Genomic DNA, 15882 nt, shown 5'->3' with positions numbered 1-15882 from the left:
CCGCACGCCGCCGTCAGCCCACCGGTGACGACGTGTCCTCCGGACCCAGCTCCTCCACCACCCGAGCGCTCATCTCCGGGCAGTACACGCCGACTCCGAGGACGAGCAGCTTCTTCGCGTCCTCCAGCTTCGTGCCCCACTGCGGCCCATTGGGATACAGCACTCTCGGATTGAGGATGTCATCGGTGCTGCGGCCGGCGGCCAGCGCATCGCACCATTTCTGCGGGAACGGAGCCAGCTCGTCGTCAGGGGGCCCCTTCTCCGCCCAGCTCTCGAAGTGCGCCGAATGCGCCGCGTCGAGGAATCTCTCCCTCTTGCCGACGTGCCGGCCGCCGCCGCTGTCCGTACAGCCGACGGCGGCTCCGGCCACGAGGACGGCGGCCAGGGCAGTGACCGTGGAGCGGCGCATGATGTCCCCCTGCGGATCGCTGACGTCATGGGCAATCATGCTCCGCGGCAAGGGAGTTGGGCAGGCCCCTGGCTGAACCGTGCGGCGGGGCGGGCTTCCGGCCTCCGCCCGGGTGGGTGACGTGGCGACAGGCGGTGATCGCGCACGCTGGCTAGGGTCGTCCGTGTGGGACTCTGGCTGCTCAACAACCTGGACACGACAAGCCTCGCGATCCTCATCGTCGGCGGCGTTGTCGTCGTGTCGCTCGCTGCCTGCCTGGTGACGCGCCGTGTGTTTCCCGCGCTGATCAGCGGCGTGACCAATGATGTGTCCCGCACGGTACTCGAACTGTTCGGCGCCATTTACGGGATCGTGCTCGCCTTCGTCATCGTGACCTTGTGGACCGATCTCGAGCAGGTGCAAGCCGTGGTGACGTCGGAGGCCACGGATCTCGCGGTCATTTCCCGCAACGCGCATGCGTTTCCGGACGACGTGCAGGAGAAACTGGACCGGGCGATCGGGGGCTACGTCCACGCCGTCGTGGACGATGCCTGGCCGCTGATGCGCGAGGGGAAGAACAGCCTCAAGGCGACCTCGGGGAAGCTCGAGGGATTGTACGCAGTCCTTCAGGAATACGAGCCGAAAAGCGCTTCCGAGCAGGCCTTCTACAGCGAGTCGGTCGAGCGGCTGAACGATGTGACCGCGCAGCGAAGAACCCGCATTCTGGCCGCGACCCAGGAATTGCCCATTCTCCTGCAGGTGCTCACCTACGGTGGAGCGCTGATCGTGATGCTCGTCAGCCTGCTCTACGGGGTGGAGAACCTCAAGGTCCAGCTGCTTTTCGTGGGCGCGATCGCCCTGCTGGTGGGTCTGAGCCTCACGCTCGTCCTCGTCCTCGAACATCCCTTCGCCGGCGAGGTGAGTGCGGGTCCGCATCCGTTCATGGAAGGTCAGCTGAGCAAGTACTGGAACAGGTGACGTGGTGGTGGGGCCCTGCCCTGGTCCGATGCCCGATGTTCCGTTTGTCGCCCGTGTCGGGGGTAGGCGAAGGTTGGCGCGACAAAGAAGGGGAAATCGGTCCGGCGGCCTCATAGGGCTGCGGGTGGAAGCGGCCGCAAGGAGCAGCACATGATCCATTCAGCCGATATACGCGAGTGGCGCGACCGCGACGTCGTCGACCCCAAGGGTCACAAGATCGGCGCGCTGGAGGCCGTCTACGTGGACACGGCCACCGACGAACCGGCCATGGCGACGGTCCGTACCGGCCTGCCCACACGGCAGCGTCTGGTCTTCGTCCCCCTGGACGAGGTGACGGTGGGACCCGGCTACGTCAGGGTCGCACTTTCCAAGGGGCTGGTGAAGAAGGCCCCGTCGATCGGGACGGACGAGATCCTGCCGGCGGAGCAGGAGATCGAGATCTTCCGGTATTACGAGATGGCCTACCAGCCCGGCGCCGGCGGCGAACGAAAGCTCGCCCGCCGCTGATCAGCATTCGCCGCGCCCAGGAGGTGCACGGACATGGCGCTTTTCCTGTTCCTCATCATCGTGGCAGTCGTCCTGGGCCTGATCGGCGCGGTCACCCACGGACTGTTCTACCTCTTGATCATCGGCATCGTGGTGCTGGTGCTCGATTTCGTCTACATCGTCGCGCGGGGCCGTCGCGGGCGCCAGAGCCCCCTCCGTTGAGGGAGGGCGCGCATCGCGCGGTGCGTACCGGCACGCGGTCGGACAGCGGCGTCCTGCCGCCGGTGGGTGCCGGGCGGTAGGACGCCGCCGTGAAGGGTGGGGCGGAGTGCTCAGGCAGCGCCGGAATCCGAGGGGACCGGGAACCGCTCCCAGACACGGTGGGCGCCCAGCAGCGTGGTGATCTCGCGCAGCACCGCTTCGCCGTCGGAGCCGGTGACGACCCCGGCCGAGCCGACGGCGATCCCGGCGGCCTGCAGGGCGGGGTCCGAAGCGCCCCAGCCGCCGATCGGCTTGGCGTGCCGATAGGCCTCCTGCAGCATCAGCACGACGCGTGGGTCGACAGGGGCGCTGACAGGAGACGGGCCGCCTGCCTTCGCGTCACGGCTGCCTTGGGCATCGGCTGCCGGGCCGGGGGCTTCGGCCAGCAGCAGGGCGTCGAACTCCACGGAACGCGCCGTGGCGAAGCTGCGCTGCACCGTGACGGGATCGGCGCCCTGTCGCGTGAGGGTGCCGCAGGTGGGCCCGATGATCAGCGGGACCATACCGTTGGCCAGCACGGAGCGGCGGACGGCTTCCACAGCGCTCAGGTCGGCCGCACCGTCGGCGATGATGCCGATGACCCGGCCTGGGGTCGGCCAGGTGCGGCCGACCTGCGAAAGCGCGGGGCTGGGCTGGACGTCGGCGAGTGGTTCCGCGGCCTCCGGGGCGGGCAGGCCCAGTCCCTGTGCGACCTGCCGGCACAGGTAGGGATCGATGTGGGCCAGCATCTTCAGGGCGCGTTCCCTGACGGCCTGCTCGTAGCACTTGCCGAGCTCGAAGGTGAAGCCGGCGATGGTGTGCTCGCGCTCGACGGCGCTCAGGCTGTGCCAGAACAGCCGGGGCTGGCTGAAGTGGTCGTCGAACGATGCCGGAGCCTCGCGCACCTTGGCGCTCGCCGCGATCGGCGTGGGGTGCTCGATGTAGCCGCGGTCCTCGGCTCCGGCGAAGAACGGGCAACCGCCGTCGAGGGAGTTGGGCTTGTAGGGAGCAGCACCGACGTGCACCGCGTCCTGATGGAAGCCGTCGCGCAACATGTCGTTGACCGGGGCGTGCGGCCGGTTGATCGGGATCTGCGCGAAGTTCGGCCCGCCGAGCCGGGTGATCTGGGTGTCGAGGTAGGAGAAGAGACGTCCGGCCATCAGCGGGTCGTCGGTGATGTCGATACCGGGCACCAGGTGACCGACGTGGAAGGCGACCTGTTCGGTCTCGGCGAAGAAGTTGGTGGGGTTGGCGTTCAAGGTGAGCAGCCCGACGGGCTGCACCGGTGCCAGCTCCTCGGGGACGATCTTCGTCGGATCCAGCAGGTCGATCCCCTGGAAGGTCTGCTCCGGGGTGTCGGGGAAGGTCTGGATCCCCATCTCCCACTGCGGGAAGGCGCCCGCCTCGATGGCGTCGGCGAGGTCGCGGCGGTGGAAGTCGGGGTCCATGCCGCCGATCATCTGCGCCTCCTCCCACACCAGGGAGTGCACGCCGGCCTTCGGCTTCCAGTGGAATTTCACCAGCGTCGTGGCGCCGTCGGCGTTCACCAGGCGGAAGGTGTGGATGCCGAAGCCTTCCATGGTGCGGAACGACCGCGGGATGCCGCGGTCGGACATGGCCCAGATGGTGTGGTGGGCGGCCTCGGTGTGCAGGGACACGAAGTCCCAGAACGTGTCGTGGGCGCTCTGGGCCTGCGGGATCTCCCGGTCCGGATGCGGTTTGCCGGCGTGGATGACGTCGGGGAACTTGATCGCGTCCTGGATGAAGAACACGGGGATGTTGTTGCCGACCAGGTCGAAAACACCCTCCGACGTGTAGAACTTGGTGGCGAATCCGCGGGTGTCGCGCACGGTGTCGGCCGAGCCGCGCGAGCCCAGGACCGTGGAGAACCGCACGAACACCGGCGTGTCGACGTCCTTGGCGAGGAAGGCCGCCTTGCACACCTCGGTCGCTGTGCCGTAGCCGCGGAAGACGCCGTGCGCGGCGGCGCCCCGGGCGTGCACCACCCGCTCCGGGATGCGCTCGTGGTCGAAGTGCATGACCTTCTCGCGCAGGTGGTGGTCCTGGAGCAGCACCGGGCCGCGCGGTCCGGCCTTGAGCGAGTGGTCGCTGTCCGGCAGACGGGCGCCCTGCGCGTTCGTGAGGAACGGCCCGTCCTGGGCCCATACCGTCTTGGAGGGCCCGTCCGGGCGGCCCGTCGCGCTGAGCGGTGTCGGAACGGCCTGGTCGGGCTTGGCCGGCAGCGGATCGTGCGGGGTGACCGGTTCTTCCACTGTGGGGGGCATGCTCGCCGGAACCCCCGGGATCTCCGCACGCCCCGCGGGGGTGAGCTCGGCGGCCACCTCCGTCACCTTGTCGACGATCTTCTTCACAGGGCCCGGCTCATTGGCCATGGCATGTCTCCAGCTTCGTCCTCGTGCAACTCCGTCGCCTCCGGGTAACCGGTGTCCCTTTCGCACAAACAGGGCCCCAGGTGATGTCCGCCGTTCGCGGCGGGATGTCACCCCGGGTGCCGGGCATGGGTGCGGCGGGGCGTCGGGCACACCTCGAGGGCGGTCCCGCTCAGCGGAGCTGAGGGGTGCCCCGCTGGCCTGACACGCCCGCCGAACGTACCGTCGAACGCATGGGCGACCTCCCTCCGGATCTGGACCGGCTGCGGGTCATCCGTGTGTACCTGCAACTGCAGCTCGACGCGGTCGATGCGAGGATCCGCGAGCTCGAAGGGCCGTCACCACCCGCTGCCCCTTCGGCTACGTCCCGCCGCGCCGGCCCGATCGCCGAGGGCTCGGCCGGCTGGCGCCTGCAGCATCTCCCGGACGGCGAGGGCGGCTCCGTCCGTGCGGTGCTCCACCGGGGAGACTGCCCGGACGCGGCCGGCGGCTGGCTCTCCCAGAACGAACTCGGCATCGCTTTGGCGATGCCCGACATCACGCCCTGCCCCCGCTGCCACCCCGAGCGCGCGTTTCCTGACGCGAGCGGTCCTCAGTGAAGAATCCGGCGGTCACGCGCGTTCGCCGAGTGGAGTGCTCCAGCAGCGGGCGGCCCGGCTGAAGCGCGGTATTTCCGCTGTACGACAATGCCGGGTGTGATCATCCGTGAACGGGACCGTACCGTCCGCCTCGAGCAGGAAGGGCCCGCGTCTCCGCGACCCGCCGTGCGGTCCCTGGCCAAGCTCATCACGGACGTCCTGGCACCCGCGTATCTCCTCACCGTGATGCTGCTCGCGGTGGGGTGGCACAGCGGGCACGGCTCTGGGCTCGCCTGGGCGGCGGGGGCGGCGGCGGGAGCCGTCGGGGTGCCGATGACCGTGGTCGTCCTCGGGGTGCGGGCCGGACGGTTCACGGACGTACATGTGCGGATCCGGCGTCAGCGCGCGGTCCCGTTGGCGACCGCGATCGCCTGCGCCGTGCTCAGCGTGGTCCTTCTTGCTCTGCTGGGCGCACCGCGTGAGCTCACCGCGCTCGTCGTGGCCATCCTGAGCGGACTCACGGTCGGTGGCCTGGTGACGATCTGGTGGAAGGTGTCGGGGCACACCGCGGCGGTCGGCGCGGCCGGTGCCATACTCACCGCCGTCTACGGCGCACCGATGGTGCCCCTCCTCCTCGCGGTGATACCGGTCGGTTGGTCCCGCGTGGTGCTGCGCGACCACACCGTCGCGCAGACCGTCGTCGGGTTCCTGATCGGCTCCTCTGTCGCACTGGCGATCTTCTTGCCGTTGCGCTGACGTCCCTCCGGCCCCGGGTGGTCGTCGTCAGTCCGGCTCCGACGGGTTGACGGCGACGAGCTCGACCTCAAAACCGTCGGTGTTCTCCAGGTAGGCGGCGTAGGCCTGCTCGCCGCCGGCGTGCGGGTGGCGGTCGGGAAACATCAGGCTCCAGCCGTGCCGCGTTGCCTCGGAGGCCAGATTCTCCACGGTGTGGTGGTCTTCGACGTGGAACGCCAGATGGTTCAGTCCGGGCCGGCACCGGTCGTGCCGGACGGCGGTCAGGGCGCGGGACTCCTCGAATACCAGGTAAGTCGCTCCGAGCCGCCAACTGCGGCCCTCGTCCCAGCTCTGGAAAAGCGTGTACCCCAGGGCTTCCAGCAGCCAGCCCATGGAGGCGACGGCCCGCTCCAGGTCGGGCACCCAGATCTCGACGTGGTGCAGCATCCCGCCCGCCGGCCGGGTCATGCCGCCACCGCCGGGGCGGGCTCAACCGGCTTGAACACCATGGCCGGACCGGTGGCCCTGCTGCCCGCTCCCTCGGTGGCCTTCGCCCGCGGTCGGACGGTGGCGTACGTCGACCCCATGGGGTTCGGCATCGTGGATCTCCCGTGAGACATCGGCGGTCTTGTGAACCCAGCACCCTAGTGGTGCCCGTCCGGAGGGTGCTCCGGGAGCGGCATCAGCCTCCCTGGGTTGTACGTTCCTCCGGCCGGGGAGACCTGAAAGCCGCGTACTGCCGTGGGAGGCGGCGGACGTAGGCCGTGAGGTGCCGGTACGGGGAGAGCACACCGTCCGTGAGGTCCGTCAGGGCGACCCACAGGTCGACGTCCGCCGCGGTCAGCCGTTCGCCCAGGACGTAGGGGCCCGGTCCGCATGCCAGTCGGCGGTCCAGCAGGCCGAGCGCGGTGAGCAGTTGTTCCAGGGCCTGGGCACGGTCGGCAGGTGCGCCCGTGGCCGCCTCTTCCGCCGGGCGCACGATGTCCTGCTCCACCAGGTCCTGAAACGCACCGATCTCGGTCACAAGGTCCAGGGGACACAGGCGTGCCGCGTCCCCCAGGCGGCCCGCGAGGTCGCGGAGGATGTCCGGGGTGTGGTTGCTGACGACTCGTCCGGTCCACCGGTCGCACAGGGCGGGTACGGTGAGCGGCCCGTCGTAGCCGTGCCAGGTGGCCTCGTACGCCGCGCGCAATGCCGCGGGCGCGGCCGCGTCGGGCGACGCCGGCGGAACGACCGTCGTGACGACGGTGTCCCGGAGGCCCAGGAGGTCGAGGGTGACGGCGACCCGCCGCGATTGCGGGCATCGCGCCGAAAGGAACAGCTCGTAGCGGCACGGAGCCGGGTAGAAGCCGCCGGCGGCGTCGGCACCGATCCGGCTGCGGAAGCGGTCCGGACGGGGCGTGCGGGGCAGCGCGGTACAGGACGCGGGGAAACCGGGATCACGTGAGATCGTCGTCTCGGGCATGCGCTCTCCAGGGCGTGGCGGCCCCCGGTTGCCCTCGGGCAGCGGCGGGCGGGACGGCTGACGGCCGGTGCGTGCTCGCACCCGGCCCCTGAGTCGGTACTGCGTGAGGACTCACCGAGGTCAGCCGGTCGTGCCGAACGCGCTGCAGACACGCAGGAAGTCGATGTGCAGCCGGCGGGTGAGCAGCGCGGACCGTGCTGTGGACATGTCCGCCTCCCCGGCTCGGGGCCCGCGTGACGCGGGACCGCGCTTGTCCCGCCGCGCCGGCGGGACCCGGTCGTCACCCGGGGCACCCCACCGCGATGTGAGGGTTGCCGGTCAGCGGGCCGGGGCCGATGACCCGTGGGAGCCGCGACACGGCACCACGGGCGCTGACAATCGTGACCGTCGGCACCAGTGTTGGGCCGCCGGACGCGGCGCGTCAAGAAGGCGAGGGGCGTCTCACCACGGCATCCGGCATGCGAGACAGCGTCGTTGACATTCTCTTCGGCCCGTGTCTAACTTACGCCGCAGAACGGTCCCGGACGTCGGCGGCAGGCTCAGGCCGGCCGCGCCAACGCCTCCCAGGCGGAAGGCTGTCCGGGCCGTCCCGACGACTTTTCGGCAGGCACGAGGCCCCGAGCGGGGCGGAACGGTGGCGGTGACGCGATGTACGCGACCCCGGGGACGGCAGCGTGGCGGCGCCACGGCCTCGTCCCGGCGTACACGCAGCGGCCCGTCGGTCTGGCCCGCGTCAGCAGTGCCCTGTGTCGCCTGTGTTCCGCGCCCTGTCGCGCGCGCTGTCAAGGCTGACGATCACTCCCTGAACGCCGGCACCTCCCGCTGACGCGGTGGGCGTGCCCGCCTGTTCCGCCCCGTTCCGCTCGTCTCCCCGTGCACTCCGTACCGCCGAGGTGTCGTTCGCCCTGCGGTCGGCCGTCGCCTGCGCGACCGGGTGCACCCGTCCGCTGGAGTCCCCGATGAGTGAACCCCCTGGCACCGCTGTGTCCGACCGCTCGGCGCCACCGGCCCGGGCGCCCGCGAAAGAGCCCGGTGACGTGCGTGGTCCCGCACCGCGACCGCCGGCGGAGCAGCGGGTGCTGCCCCTGCGCCGCCCCGGCCGGTGGATCGCCACGGCGGTCGTGCTCGTCCTGGCCGCCCAGATCGGGCACGGCCTGCTGAGCAACCCCTTCTTCCAATGGGACCGCTTCGGGTACTGGTTCGTGCGCCCGGTGATCCTCGACGGACTGCTCATCACCCTGGAGGTGACGGCGTACAGCGCGGTGCTCGGTCTTCTCGGAGGCATCGTGCTGGCGCTGGCCAGGCTCTCCGGCAGTCCCGTACTGCGGGCCGTCAGCTGGACCTACACCTGGCTGTTCCGGTCGGTCCCGCTGATCGTCGTGCTGCTGTTCCTGTACAACTTCAGCGCTCTGTACCGTACGTTGAGCCTCGGCGTGCCCTTCGGCCCGGCCTTCCTCACCTTCGACGAGTCGAGGCTCGCCACCGACATGGTGGTCGCCGTCGTGGGGCTGAGCCTCAACGAAGCGGCCTACGCCTCGGAAGTGGTGCGCGCCGGCATCCTCTCGGTGGACCAGGGCCAGCACGAGGCGGCCGCGGCGCTCGGCCTGCCCAAGCGCTACCAGTTCGCCAGGATCGTCCTTCCCCAGGCGCTGCGGTCCGTCGTCCCCAACTACGTCAACCAGCTGATCGGCCTGATCAAGGGGACCTCGCTGGTCTTCTACGTCTCGCTGCTCGACCTCTTCGGCTCGGTGCAGAGCATGGGCAGCACCTACCCGGGCGACATCGTGCCGTTGCTGCTGGTAGCCACCGTCTGGTACGTGATCCTCACCAGCGTCGTCTCCGTCGTCCAGTTCTACGTCGAGCGGTACTACTCGCGCGGCGCTCTGCGCATCGTTCCCGCGACTCCCGTGCAGAAACTCCGTGCCGCGCTCCGCCACCTGCCGGCCCGGATCCGGACGGGGGCCACTCCATGAGCACCGACATCCGGCCGGCCGCGGTCGAGGTCCACGACGTGCACAAGTGGTACGGCGCCCACCAGGTGCTGGACGGGGTCAGTCTGACGGTGCGTCCGGGAGAGGTCACCGTCGTCCTCGGGCCCTCCGGCTCCGGAAAGTCCACCCTGCTGCGTGTGATCAACCATCTGGAGAAGCCCGAGATCGGCCACGTCAGCCTGAACGGCGAGCTGATCGGCGTCCGCAGGCACGGCGAGCGGCTCAGGGAGCTGAGCGAGCGGGTCATCCTCACCCAGCGCAGCCGGATCGGCTTCGTCTTCCAGAACTTCAACCTCTTCCCGCATCTGACCGTGGTGGACAACGTGGCCGCCGCCCCCGTGGCGACCGGAAGGCTGCGCAGGCCGCAGGCCCGCGAACTGGCCCGCACCCTGCTCGGCCGGGTGGGGCTCGCCGACAAGGCCGACGCGTACCCCAGGCAGTTGTCGGGCGGGCAGCAGCAGCGGGTGGCCATCGCCCGGGCCCTGGCGCTCCGTCCCGGCGTCATCCTCTTCGACGAGCCCACGTCCGCGCTGGACCCCGAGCTGGTCGGCGAGGTGCTGTCCGTCATCAAGGACCTGGCCACCGGCGGCACCACCCTCCTGGTCGTGACGCACGAGATCGGCTTCGCCCGCGAGGTCGCGGACCGGATCGTCTTCCTCGACAACGGACGGATCGTCGAACAGGGCCCGCCCGAACAGGTGCTGAACCACCCCGAACACGAGCGGACCCGTGAGTTCCTGAGCAAGGTGCTCTGATCCGCCGCTTCTTCCCGCCCACTTGCGACCCACGACCAAGGACGGTCATGCGCACCCTTCCCCGCCCTCGCGGCAGACTCATCCGTACCGTCACGGCCGCCGGCGTTCTCGCCCTCCTCACCGGCGGACTCGCCGCGTGCGGGAACGACAGCGGTACGTCCGTCACCACCGGCTCAGGCTCCTCGTCCGCCGGCACGGTCACCGTCGGCAGCCTGTCCAACGGCGCCGCCCAGGAGACCACGCTGAAGGTGCCCGAGGTGGCATCCATCAGCGCCGGTCTGCCCAAGGAGATCGCGGCCAAGGGGGAGCTGGTCGTCGGCATCGGCGCGCTGCCGGCCGGATTCCCGCCGCTGGCGTACGTCGGCAGCGACCAGCGGACCCTCACCGGAGCGGAACCCGACCTCGGCCGGCTGGTGGCCGCGGTCCTCGGGCTCAAGCCCGTGGTGAAGAACTCCACCTGGGAGAACCTCTTCGTCGGCATCGACAGCGGCAAGGTCGACGTGGCGTTCTCCAACGTCACCGACACCGAGGAGCGCAAGCGCAAGTACGAGTTCGCCTCCTACCGGCAGGACAATCTGGCGTTCGAGGTCCTGAAGAGCAGCACCTGGGACTTCGCGGACGACTACCGGAACCTCGCGGGCAGGACGGTCGCCGTCGGCGCCGGCACCAATCAGGAGAAGATCCTCCTCGAGTGGCGCAAGAAGCTCCAGGGCGAGGGCAAGGACCTGACCGTCAAGTACTTCCCCGACAACAACAGCACCTATCTGGCGCTCAGCGGCAAGAAGATCGACGCCTACTTCGGCCCCAATCCCGGCATCGCCTACCACATCACCCAGGACGCCGGCACGCCGAACCCCACCCGCAACGCGGGCAAGTACTCCGGCGCCGGCGCGAGTCTGCAGGGCCTGATCGCCGCGACCGCTAAGAAGGACAGCGGCCTCGCGAAGCCCATCGCGGCCGCGATCAACCACCTGATCGAGAACGGCCAGTACGCGAAGTGGCTCGCCGCCTGGAACCTGTCCAACGAGGCCGTCGCCACCTCGGAGGTCGATCCGCCCGGCCTGCCGCTCGACAACTCCTGACGCCCCGTCCGCCGCACGACCGTACGGAGATCCGGCAGCCATGTCCCTCAGCATCCCCGCGGACCGCGCCCAGCGCCCGGCCGCGCCACCGCACGTCCTCGACAACCCCGCATGGGCGGCACTGACCGGTCCGCACGCCCGGTTCGCCGAACGCGTCGGCCTGGCCGCCCGCTACCCCGCGGACGTCTCCCCGTTCACCGCGCTGTCCGACCCGGCCGATCCGAGGGCCTGGGAGGATCTGGCCCTCCTGGCCGGCGCGGGCGCCGCTGTCGCGGTCAGCGGGGCGCGCACGATCCCCGACGGGTGGGAGCTCGTCGAGAGCGGCGAAGGGGTCCAGCTCGTCGACACCTCGCTGCGCGCCGAGCCGGCACCGGAGGCGGAACCCCTCGGCCCCGCCGACGTGCCCGAGATCCTGGACCTCGTCGGCCTGACCAAGCCGGGCCCCTTCCTTCCCCGGACCGTGGAGCTGGGGGCCTATCTCGGCATCCGGGAGCACGGACGGCTGGTCGCCATGGCCGGCGAACGGCTGCGGACCCCGGGATGGACGGAGATCAGCGCCGTATGCACGCATCCGTCGCGACGCGGCCGGGGCCTGGCGACCCGGCTGGTGCGGGCCGTCGCCGCGGGCATCAGGGACCGCGGGGACACCCCGTTCCTGCACGCGGCGGCCGTCAACTCCGGCGCGATCGGGCTCTACGAGTCCATCGGATTCACTCTGCGCCGCCGCACGACGTTCCTGATCGTCCGCACTCCGGGCGCTCCGGGGGAACAGAGTCGGGCATGAGCGCTGTTGTGCTGGAAGGAGCGCTGCAGGCGGTTCGACGCCTGCCCGGACCGTACTCGGCGGAGGTGACGATCGTGCCGACAGCGAACCGAGTGCCCGCGACGGTCTCCGTCCCACCCCGCCGGATCCACCGGGTCCATCTCTACTCCCGGGCGCACATCGATCTGCAGCGCGTCGCCGGCTCCCTCTGTAGTTCCTGACCCCCTTCTCCGCCGTCGGCCCTCCGGACGAGGGCCGGTGAGACATGTGGTCGATCAGGAAGGCTCCCTCCGTGTCCTCGGACTTCTCCTCGCCGTACCCCGCGTCATCCCTCCCGGACAACCCACTCCACCTGGCCGTGGCCCTCGACGGTGCCGGCTGGCACCCGGCCGCCTGGCGTGAGCCCGCGTCCCGCCCCCGGGAACTGCTCACCGCCCGCTACTGGCACGACGTCGTCACCGAGTCCGAACGCGGACTGCTGGACTTCGTGACGATCGAGGACTCCCTCGGCCCGCAGTCCTCCCACCCCACCGAGCCGGACACACGCACCGACCAGGTACGCGGCCGCCTCGACGCCGTCCTCGTCGCCGCCCGCGTCGCCCCCCTGACCCGGCACATCGGCCTCGTCCCGACCGTGGTCGCCACCCACACCGAGCCCTTCCACCTCTCCAAGGCCATCGCCACGCTGGACTACGTGAGCTCCGGCCGCGCCGGCCTGCGCGTCCAGGTCTCGGCACGGCCCGACGAGGCCGCGCACTTCGGCCGACGCACGATCCCGGCCCTCGCCACCGGCGACCTCGGCACCCCGACCGTCGACGCACTGCTCACCGACCTCTTCGACGAGGCCGCCGACTACGTCGAAGTGCTCCGCCGGCTCTGGGACAGCTGGGAGGACGACGCGGAGATCCGCGACGTCGCCACCGGCCGCTTCATCGACGCGAGCAAGCTGCACTACATCGACTTCGAGGGCCCGCACTTCAGCGTCAAGGGACCCTCCATCACCCCCCGGCCGCCCCAGGGCCAGCCCGTCGTCAGCGCTCTCGCCCATCGCACCGTGCCGTTCCGCCTCGTGGCGCGCTCCGCGGACATCGGCTACGTGACCCCGCACGACGGCGACCAGGCCAGGGCGGTCGTCGCCGAGATCCGTGCCGAACAGGAGGCGGCCGGCCGGGGGCGGGAGCCCTTGCACATCTTCGGCGACCTCGTGGTCTTCCTCGACGACGACCCCGCCGCGGCCCGGGCCCGCAGGGAACGCCTGGACGGCCTCGCCGGGTCCCCGTACACCAGCGACGCGAAGATCTTCACGGGCACCCCCGGCGCGCTCGCGGACCTCCTGCTGGAGTGGCAGGCCGCCGGACTCACCGGTTACCGGCTGCGCCCCGCCGTGATCGGCCACGACCTGCCGGCGATCACCCGGGGCCTCGTCCCCGAACTCCAACGCCGCGGCGCCTTCCGCGCCCGGTACGAGGCCGACACCCTGCGCGGCCTGCTGGGTATGGGCCGCCCCGCCAACCGCTACGCCGCCGCGACCGCCTGACCGGGAGGACCTGTACGCCATGAGCAAGCCGCTGAAGCAGATCCATCTGGCCGCGCACTTCCCCGGTGTCAACAACACCACGGTGTGGAGCGACCCGGAGGCCGGCAGCCACATCGAGTTCAGCTCGTTCGCACACTTCGCGCGGACCGCGGAGCGGGCCAAGTTCGACTTCCTGTTCCTCGCCGAGGGGCTGCGCCTGCGGGAACAGGGTGGGCGGATCCACGACCTGGACGTGGTCGGCCGCCCCGACACCTTCACCGTCCTGGCCGCGCTCGCCGCCGTCACCGAACGCCTCGGTCTGACCGGCACCATCAACTCCACCTTCAACGAGCCCTACGAGGTGGCGCGCCAGTTCGCCAGCCTCGACCACCTGTCGGACGGGCGTGCCGCCTGGAACGTCGTCACCTCCTGGGACGCCTTCACCGGCGAGAACTTCCGCCGCGGCGGCTTCCTCCCGCAGACGGAGCGCTACTCGCGCGCGAGGGAGTTCCTCGCCACCGCCGGCGAACTCTTCGACTCCTGGCGCGGCGACGAGGTCGTCGCCGACCAGGCGGCGGGCGTCTTCCTGAGTGACGCCGGGGCGGGGGCCTTCGTCCACAAGGGGCAGCACTTCGACATCCAGGGCCGGTTCAACGTCCCGCGCAGTCCCCAAGGGCGGCCCGTGATCTTCCAGGCCGGCGACTCCGAACAGGGCCGCGAGTTCGCCGCGTCCGGCGCGGACGCGATCTTCAGCCGGTACAGCACGCTGAACGAGGGCCGGGCCTTCTACCGGGACGTCAAGGGCCGCCTCCCCAAGTACGGCCGCACCCCCGAGCAGTTGCTGATCCTGCCCGCCGCGACCTTCGTGCTCGGCGACACCGACGCCGAGGCCGCGGAGATCGCCCACGAGGTGCGACGCCGCCAGGTCAGCGGGGCAACCGCGATCAAGCACCTGGAATTCGTCTGGAACCGCGACCTGTCCGGCTACGACCCCGACGGCCCGCTGCCGGACATCGACCCCGACCCCGGCGAGCACACCGTCTCCCAGGGGCGCGCGCAGGTCCGCATGTACCGCGATCCGCTGGCCACCGCGCGCGAGTGGCGGGCGCTGGCCGCCGCCAACAAGTGGTCGATCCGCGACCTCGTCATCGAGACGGGGAACCGGCAGTCCTTCGTGGGCTCCCCGGCCACGGTCGCCTCGACCATCGACGACTTCGTGCAGAGCGACGCCTCCGACGGCTTCATCCTCGTCCCGCACATCACCCCGGGAGGCCTGGACGCCTTCGCCGACACGGTCGTCCCCCTCTTGCAGGAGCGGGGTGTGTTCCGGTCCGACTACGAGGGCACCACGCTGCGCGACCACCTCGGCCTGGCCCACCCCGACGTCCCGCCGGCCGAGCGGGCGGCCTCATGAGATTCCTGGCCATCACCCTGATCGCGCACACCCCGGACCCGGTGACCGGGGTGCTGAAGCCGACCGGCGCACGCTTCCGCGAGGTCCTGGACAACGCGCTGCTCGCCGAAGAACTGGGCTTCGACGGCTTCGGCGTGGGGGAGCGGCACGAGCGGCCGTTCCTCTCCTCCTCGCCACCGGTCGTGCTCAGCCACATCGCCGCGCTCACCTCGCGGATCCGGCTCTTCACCGCCGTGACCACACTCAGCCTGCTGGACCCCGTACGGGCCTACGAGGACTACGCGACGCTGGACCACCTGTCCGGCGGGCGCCTGGAGCTGATCATCGGCAAGGGCAACGGCAGCGCGCAGCGCGAACTGTTCCACGTCACCCCCGAGGACCAGTGGGACCGCAACGCCGAGAGCTACGAGGTGTTCCGCAGGCTGTGGCGGCAGGACAAGGTCACCGCCGACACCCGCTTCCGCCCGGCGCTGAAGGACGCCGAGGTCCGGCCGAGGCCGCTGCAACGGGCGATCCGGGTCTGGCACGGCAGCGCCACCAGCAAGGAGTCGGTGGACCTCGCCGCCCGCTACGGCGACCCCCTGTTCTCCGCGAATGTCTCCCACCCCATCGAGCCGTACGCGGAGCTGATCCGCCACTACCGCGAACGCCGGCGGCACTACGGCCACGACCCCGCGGGCATCGCCGTCGGCGCGGGAACGGCCGGTCTGTACGTCGCCCGCACGTCCCAGGAGGCGCTCGCGCACTACCGGCCGGTGTTCGAGGGACAGTTGGCGTTCCAGCGGCAGTTCGGGCTCCAGCCGGTCTTCGCGACCCTGGAGGACTTTGTGGCGCGCAGTTCGGCGCTGGTCGGCAGCCCGCAGCAGGTCGTCGACAAGGTGCACCGCTACCACGAGGAGTTCGGCCACACGGTCCTGCACGTCCACGCCGACGCGGGCGGACTGACCGGTGACCGGCACCGCGCCTCCTTGGAGCGTTTCCAGTCCGAGGTCGCCCCGGTGCTGCGGCGCGACATCCCCGACCCGCCCTTTGCCTGGGCGCCCGCCCTGAGTGCGCCCGAACCCACCCGCCCGTCGCCCGCCCGTTCTTGAGGAGAAAGCA

The 15882-nt window shown here is 70.7% G+C and carries 17 protein-coding genes and 1 riboswitch; of the genes, 13 read left to right on the top strand and 4 right to left on the bottom strand.

Going from position 1 to position 15882, the window contains the following annotated elements:
- Positions 1 to 13 precede the first annotated feature (13 nt).
- A complete protein-coding gene (locus ACIP64_RS03700) occupies positions 14 to 448 on the bottom strand; it encodes a DUF732 domain-containing protein (RefSeq protein ID WP_401581349.1) in 435 nt (144 codons plus the stop codon).
- A 126-nt stretch (positions 449 to 574) separates the two neighbouring features.
- Between ACIP64_RS03700 and ACIP64_RS03695 the strand changes: the two genes are divergently transcribed.
- From ACIP64_RS03695 to ACIP64_RS03685, 3 genes are all read left to right on the top strand, one after another.
- A complete protein-coding gene (locus tag ACIP64_RS03695) occupies positions 575 to 1366 on the top strand; it encodes a DUF4239 domain-containing protein (protein ID WP_401581346.1) in 792 nt (263 codons plus the stop codon).
- 150 nt (positions 1367 to 1516) lie between these two features.
- Positions 1517 to 1873 (top strand): PRC-barrel domain-containing protein, encoded by a 357-nt coding sequence (locus ACIP64_RS03690; protein ID WP_360913084.1) that lies wholly within the window; start codon positions 1517 to 1519, stop codon positions 1871 to 1873.
- A 33-nt stretch (positions 1874 to 1906) separates the two neighbouring features.
- On the top strand, positions 1907 to 2074 hold the full coding sequence (locus ACIP64_RS03685) for a hypothetical protein (RefSeq protein WP_401581343.1): 168 nt from the start codon (positions 1907 to 1909) through the stop codon (positions 2072 to 2074).
- Between the two features lie 110 nt (positions 2075 to 2184).
- On the opposite strand, the gene ACIP64_RS03680 is transcribed toward ACIP64_RS03685, so the two are convergent.
- Positions 2185 to 4485, bottom strand: a complete 2301-nt coding sequence (locus tag ACIP64_RS03680; protein WP_401581341.1) for a catalase — start codon at positions 4483 to 4485, stop codon at positions 2185 to 2187.
- Between the two features lie 230 nt (positions 4486 to 4715).
- Between ACIP64_RS03680 and ACIP64_RS03675 the strand changes: the two genes are divergently transcribed.
- Positions 4716 to 5081: a DUF6233 domain-containing protein gene (locus ACIP64_RS03675; RefSeq protein WP_401581338.1), complete on the top strand. Its 366-nt coding sequence runs from the start codon at positions 4716 to 4718 to the stop codon at positions 5079 to 5081.
- 96 nt (positions 5082 to 5177) lie between these two features.
- Positions 5178 to 5816 (top strand): phosphatase PAP2 family protein, encoded by a 639-nt coding sequence (locus ACIP64_RS03670; protein WP_401581336.1) that lies wholly within the window; start codon positions 5178 to 5180, stop codon positions 5814 to 5816.
- A 27-nt stretch (positions 5817 to 5843) separates the two neighbouring features.
- Here ACIP64_RS03670 and ACIP64_RS03665 read toward each other — a convergent pair whose 3' ends face one another.
- Positions 5844 to 6263 (bottom strand): VOC family protein, encoded by a 420-nt coding sequence (locus ACIP64_RS03665; RefSeq protein WP_401581334.1) that lies wholly within the window; start codon positions 6261 to 6263, stop codon positions 5844 to 5846.
- A gap of 214 nt (positions 6264 to 6477) precedes the next feature.
- The gene (locus ACIP64_RS03660; protein WP_401581332.1) at positions 6478 to 7260 is read right to left on the bottom strand and encodes a glutathione S-transferase C-terminal domain-containing protein; all 783 of its coding nucleotides are present in this window, start codon (positions 7258 to 7260) and stop codon (positions 6478 to 6480) included.
- Between the two features lie 241 nt (positions 7261 to 7501).
- Positions 7502 to 7610: riboswitch (SAM riboswitch) on the bottom strand.
- A gap of 609 nt (positions 7611 to 8219) precedes the next feature.
- Between ACIP64_RS03660 and ACIP64_RS03655 the strand changes: the two genes are divergently transcribed.
- Genes ACIP64_RS03655 through ACIP64_RS03620 form a run of 8 tightly spaced genes read left to right on the top strand, consistent with a single transcriptional unit; the run spans position 8220 to position 15872 of the window.
- A complete protein-coding gene (locus ACIP64_RS03655) occupies positions 8220 to 9233 on the top strand; it encodes an amino acid ABC transporter permease (protein ID WP_401581329.1) in 1014 nt (337 codons plus the stop codon).
- Positions 9230 to 10006 (top strand): amino acid ABC transporter ATP-binding protein, encoded by a 777-nt coding sequence (locus tag ACIP64_RS03650; RefSeq protein ID WP_360913098.1) that lies wholly within the window; start codon positions 9230 to 9232, stop codon positions 10004 to 10006. Before ACIP64_RS03655 ends, ACIP64_RS03650 begins: the two co-directional genes overlap by 4 nt.
- 47 nt (positions 10007 to 10053) lie before the next feature.
- Entirely contained in the window at positions 10054 to 11088 is a 1035-nt protein-coding gene (locus ACIP64_RS03645) for a transporter substrate-binding domain-containing protein (RefSeq protein ID WP_401581326.1), read from the top strand.
- Positions 11089 to 11128: 40 nt separating this feature from the next.
- A complete protein-coding gene (locus ACIP64_RS03640; RefSeq protein WP_401581324.1) occupies positions 11129 to 11872 on the top strand; it encodes a GNAT family N-acetyltransferase in 744 nt (247 codons plus the stop codon).
- Positions 11869 to 12072 (top strand): putative leader peptide, encoded by a 204-nt coding sequence (locus ACIP64_RS03635; RefSeq protein ID WP_401581322.1) that lies wholly within the window; start codon positions 11869 to 11871, stop codon positions 12070 to 12072. The genes ACIP64_RS03640 and ACIP64_RS03635 overlap by 4 nt, the downstream gene beginning before the upstream one ends.
- Positions 12073 to 12116: 44 nt before the next feature.
- Positions 12117 to 13388 (top strand): LLM class flavin-dependent oxidoreductase, encoded by a 1272-nt coding sequence (locus ACIP64_RS03630; RefSeq protein ID WP_401581319.1) that lies wholly within the window; start codon positions 12117 to 12119, stop codon positions 13386 to 13388.
- Positions 13389 to 13407: 19 nt separating this feature from the next.
- Positions 13408 to 14781, top strand: coding sequence for an NtaA/DmoA family FMN-dependent monooxygenase (locus ACIP64_RS03625; RefSeq protein ID WP_401581317.1), 1374 nt, complete (start codon positions 13408 to 13410; stop codon positions 14779 to 14781).
- Positions 14778 to 15872, top strand: a complete 1095-nt coding sequence (locus ACIP64_RS03620; RefSeq protein ID WP_401581315.1) for an LLM class flavin-dependent oxidoreductase — start codon at positions 14778 to 14780, stop codon at positions 15870 to 15872. The genes ACIP64_RS03625 and ACIP64_RS03620 overlap by 4 nt, the downstream gene beginning before the upstream one ends.
- Positions 15873 to 15882 lie beyond the last annotated feature (10 nt).

The organism is Streptomyces sp. NPDC088733 (genome assembly GCF_044751185.1).
Lineage (GTDB): Bacteria > Actinomycetota > Actinomycetes > Streptomycetales > Streptomycetaceae > Actinacidiphila.
The sequence above is the reverse complement of the archived record's forward strand: the minus strand, read 5'-3'. Positions and strand labels throughout refer to the sequence as shown.